This window comes from Sphingomonas sp. P4_D12, assembly GCF_056401895.1.
Genome location: NZ_JBFUIL010000002.1, coordinates 195,360 through 213,011, shown reverse-complemented (window position 1 = coordinate 213,011; position 17,652 = coordinate 195,360). Strand labels below are relative to the sequence as shown.

Below are 17,652 nucleotides of genomic sequence, written 5' to 3'. Positions count from 1 at the left end.
AACGGGAACGGTGCCGCCCTCCGCAGCCATTCCGACGATGCTGCGCATCGCCTGAACCTTGGGCTGCTCCGCCCGCTCCCCCACCCGGCCGCCCAACAGGGTATTCTATGGGCGGCCGGGTGGGGGAGCGGGCCGGCACCGCAACCGAAACTAGAGCCCGATCTGGAGCGTCGCGCGCAGCGAGATCGCGGCGCGGCTCTGTTGCTCCTCGGCACCCACTTCGCCGCCGATGCGGAAGCCGGGCGAACCGCCCGACGCGCGGAAGCGGCCGACCCAGCCATCGGTGCGCTTATCGGGGATCAAGGTGAAGGCCTGCCCGCCCGCGAAGTTCGCGGTGGTCGCGCCCAATTCGCCGCCGAGGATCTGGCGGCGGCCACCTTCGATCTCGGTGTGGAACCAGCCATCCTCGGTCGAGCCGAAGGTGAGACCGACCGCCATCGTCGCGTTGGCGGCGAATTCGTCGCTGGTGCGCTTGGCGATCGACAAGTCGAACGCCTTGCCGCCGCCGGTCTCGGTATGGGCGTCTTCTTCCAGCCGGTAATAGTCGACCGACAGGATCGGACGGAAGGTCAAATGCCCGACCGCGCCTTCATAGGACGCGCCGCCGGTAGCCGAGAGCATCTTGCCGTTCCATTTCGAGCTGTTGCTGAGCGCAACCGCCGTGCTGGTGCCGTCATTGCCGCTGAAGCTGCGCTCGCTGGCGAAATTGACGCGCGCCGCGGACACGCGGGCGAACGGACGCAGGCCACTCCACTCGCCGCGCCAATAGGCGGCGACTTCGTACTGGTCTGACGACACCGTATTATCGGTGCCATTGTCGTTATCGTTGCCGTGCAGATAGGCGAGCGACAGGCCGAAATTGCCGAGCTTGGTCTTGTATTCGGCGCCGCCGGACGTGCCCCAGCCGTTGATGTCGTACGAGGCCGTGTTGAGGAAGCTCTTCGACCCGCCATAGGCGACTTCCTCAAGCCAATATCCCCAATGCCCCTTGTCGACATACGGCGCGCCGCCATCGGTCAGCATCCGGCCGATCGCGCGCGATCCAGCGCTGACCGCCGCGAAAGTGCCGCCGGCATGATCGGGCAGCATCTGGCGGATCGCAGTCTGGAACGCGGTACCGTCGGTGATGTTGAGGAAGGAATTGGCGACCTTGGTATCCTGGCTCAACGCGGCATAGATCGCGCCATAAGCAGCCGACCCTGAACGGTTGAGGCCAAGTTCGCTCGCCGTCTTGGCGGCGATGTCGATCGCGATCTGGTTGGCGGGGCCGCCGGTCGCGATGCTGGTCTTGTACATATAAGGCAGCGAGACTGCCGAGGTCGTCAGGTTGCTCGCACCGGTGACCGTCCCGGCGGTCAGGATAGTGTAATGCCCGGTCCCGGTGACGAGGCCGGTCAGCTTGATCGCGAGTTTCGAATTGGCGTCGAAGCTGGCCGTGCCGGCGACATTGTACTGCGTGGCGGTGTTGGTCGTGGTGTTGACCGTGACGCCCAACGTGCCGCCGCCGGTCACCGCCAGCGATCCGATCGACACCGGCGTCGTGCCAGTGTTGGTGAACTTGCCGCCATTGACCGTGACCGCCAGGCCCGAGGCATTGGCAAGCGTGCCGGCGAAGGTCGAAGTGCCGCCGATGGTCAGCGTGTCCGACCCGCCGCCAAAGTCGACCGCCCCGGTATAGGCTGCCGTACCGGCCAGGGTCATCGCGTCGTTGCCGGCACCGAACGTGGCGTTGCCGGCCATCGTGGCGTCGCCCGACATGGTGAGCAGGTTGTTGCCAGCCCCGAACGTTACATTGCCGGCAAGCGAGCCGTCGCCCAGATCGAGCGTATCGTTGCCGCTGCCGAAGCGGACATCGCCGGCGATCGATGGCGCGGCGCCGCTGGCGACGACGATCTGCTTGACCGTCGCACCGCTCGTATTGGCGCTAAGGTCGATCGCGACATTGCGGGTCGATGTCGTGTCAGCACCGCTCGCGGTGATCGCGCCGCCATTTTCGACCGAGGTCACGCTGCCCGATTTGTCGATGATCGCTGTCGCGCCGGCGGCGGTTCCTGCAACCGCCGAGATCGTACCGGTATTGCGGATCGAGGTCACAGTGGCGCCGGCATCGACCACCACGGCCTGCGACAGCTGGCCAGCAGTGGACGCGCCGCTAGCGGTGATCTTGCCCGAATTGACGATGGTCGGGACCGTCGCGCCAGCACCGATACGCAGCGCCGTCGCGTTCGCCGCATTGGCGGTCGCCGCGACCGTGCCGGTGACTTGCATGCCGTTGGTGACGGTGACCGCTCCGCCCAGCCCGCCGATCACGACGCCATTGGCGTTCACGCCGGCATAAAGCCCGTTGCCGCTCGCCGTGCCATTGATGATGAGACCGTAGCCGGCAGTGTTGGCGACGGGACCCAAAGTGACCGCATTGCCGGCCGCGCCAACCTGAAGCGCGGCAGCCGATCCGTAGGAGGTGATCGCCGCCGAGCCTTCGTCGGCGTCGGGGATGCCGTCCTTGTCGGTATCGGGATCGGTGGTGCTGGTCGTCGGCGCGACGGCGAGGACGACACCGCCGCCGACATTGCCGGTGATCGACACCGCGGGGCCACCCTGGAGCAGATCGTCGGCGTCGAGCTTGCTCGGGTCGCTCGGCACCGTCGTGTAGCGATAGCCCGTGCTGGAAATCGCGCCCTGCAAGGTCAGCGCGCCCGAGACATTGCCGTTGATCAGCACAGCGCTCGACCCACCGCCTTGCGCGGTGATCGTGCCGGCGATGCGCGCATTGCCGTTGATGTCGCCGGTCTTGACGCCAGCCGAATTGTTGCCGGTGACCGCGATCGTGCCATCGGTCGACAAATTACCGTTGAGCGCGCCGCCGAGCACGATGCCGTAGGAATTGTTGCCCTCGACAGTGATCGTCGAGCCCTTGGCGTTGGTGATCGCGCCGGTGAAGGCGCCGGCGGTGCGGATGCCGGCGCGCCCGGTGCCGGAGGCGAACGGGCCGTCGAGGTCGCCGTCATTGTCGGTATCGGTCGGCGTATAGGTCTCGTCGACAATGATCTTGCCGGTATTGTTGATCGAGCCGGTCACGCCGGCCGCGGCGCCGATGCCGGTCGCATTGTCCGCATTGGTGATCTGGATCGTGCCGGCATTGCTGACGCCGTTATTGCTGTCGATCGTCACCGCCGTGCCGCTGGTGACCGTCACCGATCCCGCCGAAGTGATGCTGACATCGGACGGCGCGCCATTGTTCGCGGTCGATGTCTTCACCGGCGTGGTGATCGCGGTGGAGATCGAGCTTTGCGCCGCGGCGGGAGTGGCGGCGAACAGGATAACGGGGGTCAGGCAAGTCGAAGCAAGCAATACGCGCATCTGAAGTCCCTTTTTCGGATGCCCGTTGGGGAGGGCGGCACCCGTTCAAAGGCGATGACGGCGCAGACGCGGCGCAACCTTGAACCCCATCGTAAATTTTTGGGAATGCGAGGCCCGCCGCACGTTTCGCGGCGAGACGCAGCCGCTAAAATGCTGCGTCGAACCCGATCCGAATTGTGCGCGGTCGTAGCGGCGTGATCTGCTGCTCGCTGGGCACCGCGAACGGCGTGCCCAACGCAAAACGATTGCCGACCTCATCGGTCAGGTTGGTCACGCTGGCGGTCAGCGCGAAACGCTCGAACGACAATCGCGCAGAGATCCGCGTGTCGAGATAGTCGCCCTGTTCCGCCCCCAGGATCGGGCCCACGCCCAGCCGCGAGTGGCCGGTATATCGCGCCGACGCTGCCAGCGAGATCTGCGCCGTATCCGACACCGCGAATTCGTATTTCACCGCCCCGCGCGCGACCACATTGGCGATGTTGGGGACGCGACCATAGGTCACGGCGTCGGCGGCGACCGCATTGACGATGTGCGACGTCGCCGGCTCGCTGTTCGGGCCGGGAATGACGAAGCTGAGGAAGAACGGGCTGGGATTGACCACCTTGCTGTCGTTAAGCGAGACGCCGGCCTCCAGGCTCAACCCGGGCGCCGGGCGCCAATCGGCCGATGCCGATACCGTCCAGATCCGCCCGTCGCCGATATTGGCCGTGCTCGGCAATCCGCGCCCATCGATGAAGTCCGCCTGGATGTTGTGCCACAAGGTCCGCGACACGCTGAGCGAGACGCCGATCGGGTCGATGCCGGGCACGCCATGCCGCATGCCGAACTCGAACGTCGCGGCGCGATCATTCCGGAACCGCCGGACGAAGTCGCCCTCGATCGCCAGCCCGCCAGGTCGGAAACTCTCCTGATATCGGGCATAGAGCGTCAGCCGATCGATCGGCGTCGCCGACAGCGCAAGCGACGGCAGGAATGCGCTTTCCTCGCGTTCGGCGGTCACGTCGGCGTTGAGCCGCGCGATCAGCGGTACGACGTCGGCGCCCTCGCCCGTCAGCCAGACATGGCTGTAACGGCCGCCCCCGGTCAGCGTGAGCTTGGGCAGCAGCTCAACCGAGACTTCGCCATAACCGGTCGCCTCAGTGATGCGATTGACCACCCCGGTCGCGGGCAACGGCATGTCGGGATCCCCCATGGCGCGGCTGAGCTTGGTCGTGTTGCGCACGACGCTCATCCCGAAGACCCAGCCCAGGCCATCGGTCATCGGCCGCGACAGGCGGTTTTCGAACGAGAACAGGTCGGTATGGTTGTTCTGCTTGAACAGGCGCTCGGGCCCGTTGGGCTCGGTGGCGTCGTAGCGCTCGTCCAGCCGCTGCCGCGCAACGCCAAGCGACGAGACGAACAGCAGGCCACTGTCGAAGCGGCGGCTCGCGACCAGCTCGCCCAGCGCATAGGTCGCGTCGCTGCCTTGGGGTAGCCGGCTGTTGCGGGTGAGTGGCGGCGCGTCGCGATCGGCATATTGACTGTCGAGGTTGCGCGTCTTCTGGAACGTGCCGCCCAGATCGATCGTCCAGCCGCCGACCTTGCCGCGCAGCGTCGCGCGCCCGCCAAAGATGTTGGAGCGGTTGATGTCCTTCTTTCCGAGCAGCGGGTTATCGATATAACCGCCCTCGCTAACGCCATAGCCAAGCACGCGAATGCCCAGCGCATCCTCGGCGATCGGCAGGTTGAGCACGCCGGCGAGATCGCCCCCGGGCGCGCCGTGCCAGGTCGCCGACACGCCGCCGGTCAGCGACCCGCCTATCGTCGTGAGATCGGGCGTGTTGCGGACGATGCGGATGATGCCGCCGAGCGATCCGGCGCCGTACAGCGTTCCTTGCGGCCCCTCGAGCACTTCGACCGAGCCGACGTCGTAAAGCCTGAGATCGGGATCGGGTGCATTGTAGGTCAGGCGCACGTCACCGAAATATTGGCCGACGGTTGCCTGGGTCGGTCCGGTGAAGCTCGAATCGGCGATGCCGCGGATGAACAGCTTGTTGCGACCGGCGCCGAGATAGGTCGACGACACGGTAGCGACGCGCGAGATGATGGCATCGGTGCCGTTGTCGGAGTCGCGACCCAAATCGAGGCCGCCGATCACGGTAACCGCGCCGGGGAAGCTCTGCAGCCGCGTGTCGCGCTTGCTCGCCGTGACGACGATGTCGTCCCCCGCTTGCGGCTGCGGCGCGGGTGCCGGCGACGTCGGACGCTTGACGGCGATGGCGCGAGCGATCGGCTTTGCCCTGGGCGGCGGCGCCGGGACGATCCGCCAGACTCCGGGCGCCGGCGATACCGCCCGAGCCGACGTCCCCTTCAGCAACAGCTGAAGCGCGCGGCCGGCGCCCATCGTGCCGCGCACCGCAGGCACGGGCCGTCGAAGCAAGCCGGGATCGTTCACCGCCACGACGATGCTGACGCGCGCCTGCGCACCGAGTGCCGCGATCGCTTGGCCGAGCGTCCCAGCGGGAATGTCGATCGCCTGATCCTTCGCCTCGGCCGGCGATACGATCAGACAGAGCCCCGCCAACGCCGCGGGGCCGGCGAAACCCCTCATGGTCCGGCGATCACCCACCCTTTGCCTGAACGGTGCACATTCGCACCGAGAAGGATACCAAGCCGCGCCATGGTCGCCTCGACGCCACCGTCGAGCCGCACGACGCCACGGAACGGCCGCGCGGCGGCGGCGTCGCTGACGCTGACCGGCACGCCGAGATTGCGCTGCAGGTCGGCAGCAACGCGCGACAGCGGCGCGCCGTCATAGAAGAGTTGGCCGCCGCGCCACGCGCCGACATCGGCTGGCTTCACCGTACTCAGACGCCCAGTGCGCTGACCCTTGGCGAGCGTGAAGCGCTGGCCGGCGGGCACGTCGATACCGGCCTTGCCCGGATCCACTACCACCATGCCTTCGCTCACGGCGAGATCGAGCGCCCCGCCGCCGGTGGTCACCTCGAATGTCGTTCCGGCGTCGACCAAGGTCGCGTCGGCAGTCTCGAGCCGGAACGGACGCACGGGATCGTGCTTGACCGTGAACAGCGCCTGCCCGTGTTCCATCCGCGCGAACCGCTGGTCCTTGCGGTCGAGCTGGATCCTGGTCTCGCCATTGAGCTCCAGCTTGGTGTCCGCGAGCACCAATGTGCGGCGTTCGCCTGCCGCGGTCTGCACCGAATAGAGATCGCGCGACGGCCAGGCGAGCCAGGATCCGGCAGCGACCGCGAGTGCGACCGAGGCCGCCATTGCGCCGCTCAGCCAGCGACGACGTGACGGAGCGATCGGCTCGTTGAGATCCGGCTCGGCCTCGGCCGGCCAATCCACCCCGGTCAATAGAGCATCCAGGTCGCAGTCGGCGGCGGCGGTTTCGGCATAAGCGCGCGCATGCGCAGCGTCCGCGGCAAGCCATGCCTCGAACGTTTCCCAGTCATCGAACGAGGGATCGCGCTGGCGGATCAGCCAGGCGATGGCTTCCTCCTCCATCTCGCGCGTCCAGTCGGTCATGTCCGCCTCCTATTAGCGAAGACGGACTCGGTCGGGTCAAACCTCATCGATCGACCTCCGATAGTCGAGCAAGGCGCGATAGGCGCGCCTGAGATCGGCCTCCACGGTGCTCAGACTGACCCCCAATTCGCGCGCAATGTCGCGTTGCTGGACGCCGTCGATGCGGTGACGGCGAAAGATCGTCGCGGTGCGTACGCCTAATCCGTCCAGCACCGCCTGTACGCCGGCCAGCGTCTCGCGCGCGACCAGGCTACGGTCTGGCGGCGGCGCGTCGGAGCGGTCGGGCTGGGTCGGCCCCGCGGCCTCGCTCCAATCCTGTTCGCGCCGTTCGGTCTGGCGCCGCGAGCGGAAGCGATCGACCATCAAATTGTTAGCCGCGCGGTAGAGATAGGACAAAGGCTGGGCGACTGGTCCAGCATCCGCGGTCGCAACGCGCACGTAGAGGTCCTGAAGCACATCCTCGGCCGAGTCCCCCGCGCCGCGCGCAATCAGGAATCGCAACAGCTTCTCCCTGTTCGCGAGGATGACGGCCTGAAGGCCGGAGGGAGGAACGTCGTCCATAAGCGGCGAAAAGGCATGAACCCGAAAGGGAGGCGACGCCCAGTACGGCGTGCGGCGCCGCTTATCCAGCCCCATTGCGGGTGATGGCAGCCGGCAGACGCGCCAATCCGGATCGCGAAGCCGGTTGTTATGGGGCTTGGCTGAACAGGCTGGCCGAGGGCAGCACCTCGCTTGCGCCCGAATGCCGCGTCACCGCATAGGTGAATCCCGGAAGCAGGGCATAAGCGCCGACCCGGCCATCTTGGCCCAGCGCGAGAAAACCGACCTGCAGCCCCTTGATCGCATCGCCGCGCAGCTGCGCGATGTGCTTGACCGCTTCCTCGCACGCCGCCTGGGGCGACAGGCCTGCGCGCATCGAGGCGACGACCCGGGCGGTTCCGGCGATCCGCGTCACTTCCTCGCCCACTCCCGTAGACGCAGCCGCGCCTACTCCCTTTTCGAGAAACAGCCCGCATCCCGCTTGGGGCGAATCCCCGACCCGCCCGCGCATCTTGAATGCCATCCCCGATGTCGTGCAGGCCGCGGCCATCGCGCCGTCCAGACCGCGCGCCATGATCCCGATCGTGTCGTGGTTGAGCTTCGATCCCGGTGGTCCCGGCAGGCGGTTCTCGATATTGGCGATCGGCCGGTAATTCGCGGTCTTGAGCCATTCGCGCCAGCCTTTCTCGGCCTCGGGCGTGAGCAGATTGGTGCGCTTCATTCCCTGGTCGAGCGCGAAACGGGTCGCCCCCTCTCCCACCAGCAAAGTGTGCGGGGTTTTTTCCATCACCAGCCGCGCGACCGAGATGGCATGGACGATGTCCTCCAGTGCGGCGACCGCGCCGACGCCGCCGCGATCGTCCATGATGATCGCGTCAAGCGTCACATGGCCGTCACGATCGGGATAGCCGCCATAACCGACCGAATGATTGGTCGGATCGGCCTCGGGCACCTTGGCCCCGGCCTCGACCGCGTCGAGCACCGAACCACCGGCCTTGAGGCGCGCGAGCGCGGCCTCATTCGCTGCCTTGCCAAAATCCCAGGTAGAGAGGACGGCGACCGGATCGGTCTCGGCCGCTTCAGCCGTGGCCGCCGTGAACACCGCGGCCGCGCCGATTGCCAATGCCCCGCGCCGTGAAATGCCGTCGTTCATGCACTACTCCCTTTTTCCGCTAGCATTGTGCGCAACCGTTGCACGATGGACTGATCGGTCGCACGTCGCGCCCCCGTTGCAAAGCCGAGCCGCAACGTGGCGGCATCGGGTTCGGCACCAGGACGACTCGCCGATCCATGGACTTCGCGCACGCCGGTGCCGGCGATGATCCGCGCGACCGTGTCGGGCGTGACGCCCGATCCCGCGACGATCGATAGCCGCTCCCCGGCTGCCGCGACCATCGCCGCAAGCGTCGTCATGCCTTCGACCGCGGTCGGCGCGCCGCCCGAACTCAGGATCTTATCATAACCTAGCGCGATCGCCTCGCTCACAGCCGCAACGGGATCGGGGACAAGATCGATCGCGCGGTGCAGGACGATCGTCGCATCCCAAGCGGCGTCACGAAAACGCTCCAGCGCTTCTCGGTCGAGCTCGCCGTCGGGACGCAACGCACCGACGACAACACCGGCCGCGCCGCCGGCGACCGCCCGGCCGATCTCCTCGACCATCAATGCCACATCGTCGTCGCTATAAACGAAGCCGCCCGCGCGCGGACGAATCATCATGTGGATCGGACAGCCAGTCCCCAACGCGTGATCGAGCAGGGCGGCGGACGGCGTCAGGCCGCCCAGTTCGAGTGCCGAGCAAAGCTCGATGCGATCCGCACCACCGGCGACCGCTGCATCGACCCCGGCCGCATCATCGACACAGATTTCCAGGATAGCGCTCACAGACTCATTCCTAAGCGGCTTCACCGCATCTTGCCAGCGTGGCGCACGCGCGCGCGCCTTGTGACGTGGTGCTGGCGAAAGAGACATTCGACCGCCTCTTAGCGAGCGAGCAGTGCGACAGCGAGTGAACCTTTCAGTGCGTTCGCGCGATTCAGCCGGCGATGGATACGACCGTGGCTGCTTCCAAGGACGTGACCGACGCAAAGCCGGTGGTGGGCTTTTTTGGCAGTCGGACCTGGCGGACCATTCGCAACCTCCTGGTCGGCGTGCTCGCGACGCTCTTCATTATCTGGTTGGTCCTGTTCATCACCAAGGGTCGATTTTTGAAACAGCCGTTCGAGAGCGTCACGACCCGCATGGCGGGTCGCGCCGTAAAAATAGAAGGCGACTTCCAGCTCTATTTCGCGCCGATGAAAATCAAATTCTACGCGGAAGGGTTGAGCATCGCCAATCCGAAATGGGCGACCAAGCCCAATCTGTTTCAGGCGCAAAAGATCGATATGCGTGTTTCGCCGTTGAGCCTGATCTTCGGCAAGCGCCGCATCTACCGGCTCGACCTGACCGGCGGTTCGGCCGACCTCGAATGGAATACCGGGCACACCGCCAACACCTGGACGTTTGCCGACACGGGCGGCAAGCCGTTCGAACTGCCGCGGATCGATCTCGCGACGGTGGTGGGCACGAAGGTGCGGTATGTCGATCCGCGGATGCGGCTGCTCGCCGACCTGGGGATCGATCCGATTGCCGCCACCAACAAGCAGATCGGAAAGGCGGTCGAGCTGCACGGGACCGGACAAATTCGCGACACGCCGTTTCGTCTTGTCGCGCAAATGAGGTCACCCGACGCGACGCTCGATCGCGGCGAGAACAAGCTGGTCGCGCGTGCCTGGGCCGCGGGCAATGTAATCGACGTGGCGGGGACGCTGCCGTCGGCGACCGACATCGAGGACGTGCCATTGCGCACTCGGGCGCGGGGCCGCAACTTGGCCGAGCTGCTCGGCATTATCGGCGTGGTGCTGCCCAATACTCGCGATTATGCGTTGCGCGCGCAGCTGGTGAAGGACGGTTCTGAATATCGCTTCACGCACATGGCCGGCCGGTTCGGCGACAGCGACCTCGCCGGGCGGCTGACGATCGTCAATGACGAACGGCTGCGGCTCGATTCGGTATTGGCCACGCGCGAGCTCGACATCGTCGATGCCGCTCCCTTCATCGGCTACAATCCCGATATCGTCGCAACCAAGGGCGCGGTCGCCGCTGCCGCCGCAACCGGGGCCGCGCCGCAACGCGTGCTGCCCGACGCCGCGCTGCCGGTCACGGGGTTGCAGCGTTTCGACGCCGGGCTGCGCTGGACGATCCAGGATATCAAGTCGCGCAACGTGCCGATCTCCCATGTCGACCTGACGCTGGCACTCGATCGCGGACGGCTGGCGCTGTCGCCGTTGAGCTTCGCGATGGCGCGGGGCAACGTCGCTTCGGACCTGATTTTCGATACGCGATCGCGGCCGGCGCTCGACACTTACGACATTCGTCTGTCGCCCACACCGATGGGCCGACTGCTCGCCGGTTATGGTGTCGACGAGTCGGGCACGAGCGGTACGATAAAGGGCCGTATCCAATTGAAGGGGCGCGGCGACACGATCCACGATTCGCTCGCCACCGCGAGTGGTCGTGTCGCATTCATCATGCCAAGTGGCAGCTTCTGGACGCGCAACGCCCAGCTGTCGGAACTCGACATCGGCACGTTCATCCAGAAGATGTTCGAGCATAAACTGAAAGAGCCGGTGCAGATCAATTGCGGGCTGATCGCGTTCACCGTGCGCGATGGGGTTGCCGCCGCCGACCCGATCATCATCGACACGAAGAAGAATGTCATCCTCGGCCGTGGCGGGCTGAGCTTCAAGAATGAGAGCCTCGACCTCGCCTTTCGCGCCGACGGCAAGCAATTCTCCTTGTTCTCGGCTCAGTCGCCGGTCGGGCTCAACGGCTATTTCGCCAAGCCGAGCATACAGGTGGTCAGCCCGGAATTGCTCGCTCGCGCTGGTGGAGGCGTGGGATTGGGCGCCGTCGCGAGTCCCCTCGCCGCCATTCTCGCTTTTATCGACGTCGGCGACGCGAAAAGCGCCGCGTGCGGACCGATCCTGGCCGGCGCTCACGCCCAGGCGATGCGGACCACGAAGGGCAAGCCGCGCGACGACGTCGGCAACGGCACCACCGCCAAATCGGAGAGCGGCAAAGAGTCGGCCGCGGATCGCAAGAAACAAAAGAAGAAGTTTCTCGGGATCTTCTGAATGCGAGCACACCGGCGCCGATAGAAAGAGACTCGAGGCGGTGCGCGGCCTTTCCGGACGCCGCCGCAGACCGCCAGTCGACGGTCGCGACCGCCGCGACTTTACCCCTTTGCGTCGAATTTGACGGGTCGATCGTTCACGCATGCGTGGAAGCTGTGCTGGAGGAGAGACGCATGAATGGCGACGTGAACGCGGATGGCGAAGACACGCATGCAGAGCGTGCCGAGGTGCATTTCCTGGCCGCGCTGGCCGACGAATTGATGCGCGCGCTGCTACTGGCCGGCGTCTTGTCGCAAGCGCAATTGAACGAGATCGAGGCCGCGGTCGCTGCTCGCGTGGGATCTCCGCCACGGGCGTGGTGACGCAAACGACCGTCGACGAGCTCCCATCGACCGGCTGGGCCGATGACACAATATTACTGCCAGAAGCAGGAGCGTTTCACCCAGCCTGGTTGTTCGTTGATGCGGTGGAGGTGCGCCGCAGATCGAGGTCCTCCGTTGTAATCGACCGACCCCCCTCTTTTCAGAAGGAAGTCTTCGGAAAAGACGATCGCCTCCGCCTCCGGATTCGCCGCGCAATCGGGGCTCTGGCTGGAAGCCGGCAAGCCAGCCATTTCGTCAAACCAGCGATAGAATCCCGTATCGATGCCGCTCGCTCTCAATATCGCGTCCTAGCGTGCGACATCTTTCGTCAGCCTTCCGCGCCACTCCCGCCACAGCCGATCGCAGTCGACCTGCGGGTTCGCGGCCAACACCTTTTCCTTATCCCGATCCAATCTGTCAGCGAGGGAGAGGGACGCACCGCCGTGAAAACGCGACCACGGCACCTTTCAAGATGCCCTGCATTTTTTGAGATTCTATCATTTGCAGGGTAATCGCTCGAGCGTCAGTTCCCGATACGGTCAGGCTTCTTCCACCAGGACAGCGTGTGAACATCATGCGACGTCGTCCACACGCCCTTCCGCGTATATCGCAGGGCGCCGCTGCCGGTTTCCTTTCCGACCCGCGCGCGAATGGTCAGCGTTACGGGATCGATCACCACGAACGTCTGGCCGGCGGTCGTGCGCAGCCAGATCTTGCCGCCGCCCGCGTCGATATCTCCATATTTCAGGGTCTCGTCGACCTTGACGCGACCGGAGACATCGCCGGTTTCGGGGTCGATCCGGGCCAATGTCCCGTCCCCCTGTTCCTGAACCCAGACCGCGCCCTCGCCCGCGACGAGGAAGCCGGGCTCCCGGCCCAGCACGGTTCGGTGGACGACAGCATTGGTCTGCGGGTCGATCTTCTGGAGGCTCTGCTGGTCGGCGCTCACGCCCCATAAAGATCCGAGCCCGAATGCCAGATAATAGGTGCCGGGATCGACCGGGATCGAGGCCGTCACCTTGTTGCTGGCCGGGTCGACGCGGACGATGACGCCCTTGTCGTCGCTCGCTACCCAGATCGATCCGGCCCCGGCCACGACGTTCAGTTCGCCCTTGGGATTGGCGATACCGGTCGCGATCACGGCCGATTTCTCGGCCGTCTTGAGGTCGATCCGGTTGAGAGTGCGGTCCTGACAGTCAGCGACCCACAAGGAGCCGAACGCGACCGCCATCGCGCCACAGGGGTGTTCCATGGCGACTTCGGCGCGCTTGCGCTTCTTCGACCAACGCTCGACCCGGCCCTTGTTGGTGGCCCAAACCGACGAGCCGTCCACCGCCAGGAAATCGGCGAACCCGGGAACGGTGAGCACCCGCTCCTCCTGGGCGAAAGCGGCGGAGGCGGACGCCAGCGCAAGACCTCCCATGATCGCCATGACCATTCGGCCCCTGTTCAAACATGCATGCAGGATCACGAAGAAACGCCTCTCGATCGATATCAAACAGGAACGGACGGCAGCCTAAGCGTAATTCCGTTTCGCCTTGATCTTGTCGATCAGCGGCCGGAACGGGAAGATCATCTGCTCCACGATCGACAGGCGCCGACGGTCGTCCTGGCCGACCAGTTCGGATTCGCCGTGGCGATAGGTGCGGAACACGCGATCGATCAGGATCAGCGAGTTCGCATAATTGCAGCGCGTATCCTCATAGGCCACCGAATGGTGCAGGCTGTGGTTCTTGATCGTCGTGAAGAAGTAGCCATACCATCGCGGCGGATCACAGCGCGTATTGGCATGCGCAAACGTCGACACCACGGAGAGGACGTTGAAGGCGCAGAGTTCGGCAGCCAATGGCAGGTCGAACAGCGCCACCACGCTGAGGCTGATCAGGAAGAGCTCGATGGGATTGCCGACCGCGCCCTTCATGGCATTCAGCTGGGTGATGTGATGGTGCGGCGCATGCGTCAGCCAGAAGGGCCCGTAATTGTGCATCAGCCGATGCATCCAATATTGGCCGAATTCGATCAGGAAGATGACCAGCGCGACCTGGACGACAAAGGGCAGATGCATGGCCCATTGCGTCGTAATGCCCAGTGAATGCTTGGCGGCCTTTAGCGGCTCCTCGGCGAGCTTGGTGGTAGCCCAGGATATCGCGGTCGCGCCCAGGACCATGTAGAAAAGGTCGGTGAAGAACTCCTTCTTCGTCAACCGCCAGCTGGCATGCCGTTCATTGATCCACTCAAGCCCCAGCACCAGCAATGTTGTGAGGGACGTGGCGATGGTGAGCGCCCAGGCGTTTGCGATCCAGGCTTTAGGTCCGAGCATCCAGAAAAGCACGATCGCCACGACCATCGCTGGTTGCACGTAGCTGAACAGGATCTTCTTCATAGCTCTTCGCTCCGGTAGGTCGGCGAAAGGAGGTCTTCGGGTCTCGCGGGCATCCGGTCCGATGGCCCGCAAGGGTTCACGATCAGCCATGCCTGCCCTGCATGCCCGCACGGTAAGATGATGGCCTCGACGCCGCAGGTGGCCGAATGACGTAGGCTCGCGCCTGCGGCGACGGCGCCAGCCTGGTCCTTACCGGCGCCGTCGGCTTGCTGTGGAGAGGCACGGTCTGGCCCCTCTCGCTCAATAATGAATACGCAAATCGACGCCGACGCGACGGGGCGTCAGCACGCCGAGGGCGTAATAGCGCTCGACCACATCGGTGCGGACCTGATTGTAGGACGAGACGTCATTGCTGATCGCGGTCACCGCATATTTGTCGAAGATATTGTCCGCGAACAGACCCACCTCGAAGCGCTTGCTGATGTAATTCACCGTCAGGCTATGAGTGACGTAGCTCGGGATTTTCTCGCCGTTGCCGCGAAGCCCGACGCGCGAATAGATATCGCCGCGATAGATGGTGGCCCAGGTCGCCTCGACCTTGCGCCCGTCGCCGAGCGGATAGGTGTAGGTAAGCTGGGCGCTGCCCGAATTCTTGGCCGATCCTGGCAGCCTGTCACCCGAGAAGGCGTCGTAGCGGACGCCTTGGCTGACCACGAGCCCAGAGACGTCTTCGGTCAGGTGCGCATCGACATAGGAATAAGTGGCGATCAGGTTGAGGTTCGGGGTGATCTTGAGCGCGCCCTGGACATCGAAGCCCTGGGAGATGGCGTTGGCGCCATTCACCGTGATCCCGATCGCGCCGTTCACCGTCTGGCTCGGCACCTGCACACCTTTCCAGTCGATACGATAGCCATCGAGCGTCAGCTGGAGCCGCTTATCGAACAGGCTGGCGCGCACGCCGAGCTCGATGTTGCGCGTCTTGTCCGGCCCATAGACCAGCTCATTGGGCAAAGCGCATAGATTCTGGCCTGGCGGCAGCGGCAGGATGCAGGGCACCACCCGGTTGACGCCGCCGATGCGATAGCCGGTCGAATAAGTGAAATAGGCCAGCAGATCGTCGCTGAACTTGTACGAGGTGTTCGCCTTCCAGACGATGCCGTCCTTGCCAGTCGATCCGGTTCGGATCCGCTTCGGGAGGATCGTCGTCGAAGGATAAGGATCAACGCCGCTGCCGAGAAGCGGCAAGGCCGACCCGCCGGCGACATCCGAATCATATTTGAAGTAGCGAATCCCGCCTGTCACTTGCCACTTCTTGGTCACGTGCAGCGTGAGCTCGCCATAAACCGCCTTCTCGACGTCCTTGCTGTTCACCTGCGAGATATACTCGAGATTGTCTGGACGATTGACGCCCCAATATCCGGACCATTGCGCGAAACCGGGCGTGTATTCGTGCCGGTGGGACTCAAATTCCAGGCGGTTGTAGAACCCACCGATGACCCAGTTTATCGGGCCGCCATGGGTCGAGACGAGCCGCACTTCCTGATCGAACTGCTTATATTCCCGTTCGTTGTTCGCGTAGGAGGAAAACTGCGGGAATGCTTCGTAACCGTAGTTCAGATCGAGCAGGAGGTCGGTATTGTCGTCCGTGTTGCGGATGTGCTGCTTCGTATAGGCTGTCGTGCTGACAAGCTGCGCGACATTGAAGAGATTGATGTAGACCTCGGCCGAGAAGAGGTCCGACTTGCGCACGAACGGCTCGAGATAGCGCCAGGGGCCCTCATATTTCCCCGTTCCGAGCACACCGGCGCCATTGGCCTGGCGCCCGCCGGTCTTGGTGCTCTGATGGGCATAGGTGAAATAGGCCCTGATGTTGGGATTATATTCGAGCAGCAGTTGGTTGCGCGTGGTGAACGTGCGCTCATAGTTCACGTCTTCGGCGCGCTTGAAATTGGCCGCATAGTCCGCCGTGCCACCAAGGGAACCGGTCGATCCGCCCGACGCACGGACCGGCTGGGGATCGGAGACGCCCGGTTGCTGCAGCAGATAATTGTAATCGATAAAGCCGGCATTGCTGTAATAACCGGTCGAGGTCCGGAACGCGACATGGTCCTTCAGGATCGGGACGTTGACGGCGATATCGCCGCTGCCGCCGAAATCATCCGAATGCGATTCGGCATAGCCGCGGCCATGCAGGTCGACCGAGAAGCGATCCGTATCGGGACGATTGGGGATGTAGCGCACCGCGCCCGCGAGCGTGCCGAGGCCATAGAGCGTGCCTTGCGGCCCTTGCAGGACTTCCACCCGGCTGATGTCGATCAGCTTGAAGTCCAGATAGAGCGGAACCTCGCCGAGATAGACGCCGACCGCATTGTTGGAATTGGCGCCATCGACGCTGGTGTCGCCGGACGAAATGCCACGCAGGATGATCTGGCCCGTCGAGGCCGGGCCGGTATCCGCTATCGTGACGCCAGGTGTGAAGTTGCCGAGCGCGCGAATGTCGTCGAGCCGCTGGTTCTCGATTGTCGCGCCGGATACCGCGCTGATGTTGATCGGGGCATCCTGGAGTGTGGTCCGCCGGCGGCTGCCCGTCACCACGATCTCGTTCGGAGTGGTAGTAGCGGAATCGGAGGAAGCATCCTGCCCCGATGCGGGCGCTTCCTGCGCCAGCGCAGGCGTGCCCGCAACGCTCACGAGCGCGGTTGCGCAAAGCAAACCCGTGCGAGAAAGTCGTCCCATCTTCTACCCCCCTTTGGGTTTTATGTGATCCCGAGCGCCTCCTCTCACACCCTCTCTGTGCGTCGACTTCTCCGAGTCTTCGCGTATTACGAATCAGCTAAACGATAATAACAGTCCTGTGACATGGGGTGTTTGACGTAAGCCAATCCGCAAGGTGTACGCCCTACGTCAAACTGCCCATGTTGCGGCGCAGCAAGAGACCGTATCCGGGCGTGATGGTTGCTCCCGCTCGGGCTCGGCCCGCATCAAGGCCCGTATCGAGGCCCCTCTGCTTCATTCTGGGCCTCGCCATGAGTGCGACTCCGGGGACCGCAATCGCCGCACCAAAGGCTCGCCTGGTCCATTGCGGCGATGCGACCTGCCTTCGCATCTCTGGCCGTCGCCCCCATACGGCGGTGGCGATCCGGGTCTCAGGCCATCCCCTGGTGGTCGAGGGCAACCGCTCCTGGCGCGCGACAATGCCGCTGGCGACGGCGCGCGACTGGGCAAGCGCCCATGACGGCACGCTGATGGTGACCTTGGCCGACGCACGGACCGGCGACGAAAGCACCGAAGTCGTCACGCCGCCACCGGGTGCGCTCGGCAAGCGGATCGAACTCGCCACGTTGATCGTGAGCGCATACTGATC

12 protein-coding genes are annotated in these 17,652 nt (G+C 64.6%); 3 read left to right on the top strand and 9 right to left on the bottom strand.

Features of this window, described 5'->3' with window-relative positions; genetic code table 11:
* Positions 1-150: 150 nt before the first annotated feature.
* The 6 genes from AC1DSD_RS03615 to AC1DSD_RS03590 all read right to left on the bottom strand — a co-directional run bounded on the left by AC1DSD_RS03615 (position 151) and on the right by AC1DSD_RS03590 (position 9,312).
* Positions 151-3,360, bottom strand: a complete 3,210-nt coding sequence (locus tag AC1DSD_RS03615) for an autotransporter outer membrane beta-barrel domain-containing protein (RefSeq protein ID WP_478028571.1) — start codon at positions 3,358-3,360, stop codon at positions 151-153.
* Between the two features lie 145 nt (positions 3,361-3,505).
* Complete coding sequence (locus tag AC1DSD_RS03610) at positions 3,506-5,950, bottom strand: TonB-dependent receptor (RefSeq protein WP_478028569.1); 2,445 nt, start codon at positions 5,948-5,950, stop codon at positions 3,506-3,508.
* Entirely contained in the window at positions 5,947-6,888 is a 942-nt protein-coding gene (locus AC1DSD_RS03605; protein WP_478028567.1) for a FecR family protein, read from the bottom strand. Before AC1DSD_RS03605 ends, AC1DSD_RS03610 begins: the two co-directional genes overlap by 4 nt.
* Before the next feature lie 36 nt (positions 6,889-6,924).
* Positions 6,925-7,449, bottom strand: coding sequence for an RNA polymerase sigma factor (locus AC1DSD_RS03600; protein ID WP_478028565.1), 525 nt, complete (start codon positions 7,447-7,449; stop codon positions 6,925-6,927).
* Positions 7,450-7,576: 127 nt separating this feature from the next.
* Positions 7,577-8,581 (bottom strand): glycosylasparaginase, encoded by a 1,005-nt coding sequence (locus AC1DSD_RS03595; RefSeq protein WP_478028563.1) that lies wholly within the window; start codon positions 8,579-8,581, stop codon positions 7,577-7,579.
* Positions 8,578-9,312 carry a copper homeostasis protein CutC gene (locus tag AC1DSD_RS03590; protein ID WP_478028561.1) on the bottom strand — a complete coding sequence of 245 codons (735 nt, stop codon included), beginning with the start codon at positions 9,310-9,312 and terminating at the stop codon, positions 8,578-8,580. The genes AC1DSD_RS03595 and AC1DSD_RS03590 overlap by 4 nt, the downstream gene beginning before the upstream one ends.
* 161 nt (positions 9,313-9,473) lie before the next feature.
* Between AC1DSD_RS03590 and AC1DSD_RS03585 the strand changes: the two genes are divergently transcribed.
* Together AC1DSD_RS03585 and AC1DSD_RS03580 are read left to right on the top strand one after the other, a co-directional pair.
* Positions 9,474-11,603 (top strand): AsmA family protein, encoded by a 2,130-nt coding sequence (locus AC1DSD_RS03585; RefSeq protein WP_478028559.1) that lies wholly within the window; start codon positions 9,474-9,476, stop codon positions 11,601-11,603.
* A gap of 173 nt (positions 11,604-11,776) precedes the next feature.
* Positions 11,777-11,965 carry a hypothetical protein gene (locus AC1DSD_RS03580; protein ID WP_478028558.1) on the top strand — a complete coding sequence of 63 codons (189 nt, stop codon included), beginning with the start codon at positions 11,777-11,779 and terminating at the stop codon, positions 11,963-11,965.
* Positions 11,966-12,488: 523 nt separating this feature from the next.
* Here the strand turns inward: AC1DSD_RS03580 and AC1DSD_RS03575 are convergent.
* The 3 genes from AC1DSD_RS03575 to AC1DSD_RS03565 form a co-directional block, all read right to left on the bottom strand.
* Positions 12,489-13,403, bottom strand: a complete 915-nt coding sequence (locus AC1DSD_RS03575) for a Vgb family protein (protein WP_478028556.1) — start codon at positions 13,401-13,403, stop codon at positions 12,489-12,491.
* Between the two features lie 78 nt (positions 13,404-13,481).
* Positions 13,482-14,348 carry a sterol desaturase family protein gene (locus tag AC1DSD_RS03570; RefSeq protein ID WP_478028554.1) on the bottom strand — a complete coding sequence of 289 codons (867 nt, stop codon included), beginning with the start codon at positions 14,346-14,348 and terminating at the stop codon, positions 13,482-13,484.
* A 240-nt stretch (positions 14,349-14,588) separates the two neighbouring features.
* Positions 14,589-17,024, bottom strand: a complete 2,436-nt coding sequence (locus AC1DSD_RS03565) for a TonB-dependent receptor (RefSeq protein ID WP_478028553.1) — start codon at positions 17,022-17,024, stop codon at positions 14,589-14,591.
* A gap of 290 nt (positions 17,025-17,314) precedes the next feature.
* On the opposite strand from AC1DSD_RS03565, the gene AC1DSD_RS03560 reads away from it, so the two are divergent.
* Complete coding sequence (locus AC1DSD_RS03560; RefSeq protein ID WP_478028552.1) at positions 17,315-17,650, top strand: hypothetical protein; 336 nt, start codon at positions 17,315-17,317, stop codon at positions 17,648-17,650.
* Positions 17,651-17,652 lie beyond the last annotated feature (2 nt).

Excerpts from the sequence above, each read along its gene's own strand:
- AC1DSD_RS03615 (WP_478028571.1), bottom strand. The coding sequence starts at position 3,360 with ATGCGCGTATTGCTTGCTTCGACTTGCCTGACCCCCGTTATCCTGTTC.
- AC1DSD_RS03610 (WP_478028569.1), bottom strand. The coding sequence starts at position 5,950 with ATGAGGGGTTTCGCCGGCCCCGCGGCGTTGGCGGGGCTCTGTCTGATC.
- AC1DSD_RS03605 (WP_478028567.1), bottom strand. The coding sequence starts at position 6,888 with ATGACCGACTGGACGCGCGAGATGGAGGAGGAAGCCATCGCCTGGCTG.
- AC1DSD_RS03600 (WP_478028565.1), bottom strand. The coding sequence starts at position 7,449 with ATGGACGACGTTCCTCCCTCCGGCCTTCAGGCCGTCATCCTCGCGAAC.
- AC1DSD_RS03595 (WP_478028563.1), bottom strand. The coding sequence starts at position 8,581 with ATGAACGACGGCATTTCACGGCGCGGGGCATTGGCAATCGGCGCGGCC.
- AC1DSD_RS03585 (WP_478028559.1), top strand. The coding sequence starts at position 9,474 with ATGGATACGACCGTGGCTGCTTCCAAGGACGTGACCGACGCAAAGCCG.
- AC1DSD_RS03580 (WP_478028558.1), top strand. The coding sequence starts at position 11,777 with ATGAATGGCGACGTGAACGCGGATGGCGAAGACACGCATGCAGAGCGT.
- AC1DSD_RS03575 (WP_478028556.1), bottom strand. The coding sequence starts at position 13,403 with ATGGTCATGGCGATCATGGGAGGTCTTGCGCTGGCGTCCGCCTCCGCC.
- AC1DSD_RS03570 (WP_478028554.1), bottom strand. The coding sequence starts at position 14,348 with ATGAAGAAGATCCTGTTCAGCTACGTGCAACCAGCGATGGTCGTGGCG.
- AC1DSD_RS03565 (WP_478028553.1), bottom strand. The coding sequence starts at position 17,024 with ATGGGACGACTTTCTCGCACGGGTTTGCTTTGCGCAACCGCGCTCGTG.
- AC1DSD_RS03560 (WP_478028552.1), top strand. The coding sequence starts at position 17,315 with ATGAGTGCGACTCCGGGGACCGCAATCGCCGCACCAAAGGCTCGCCTG.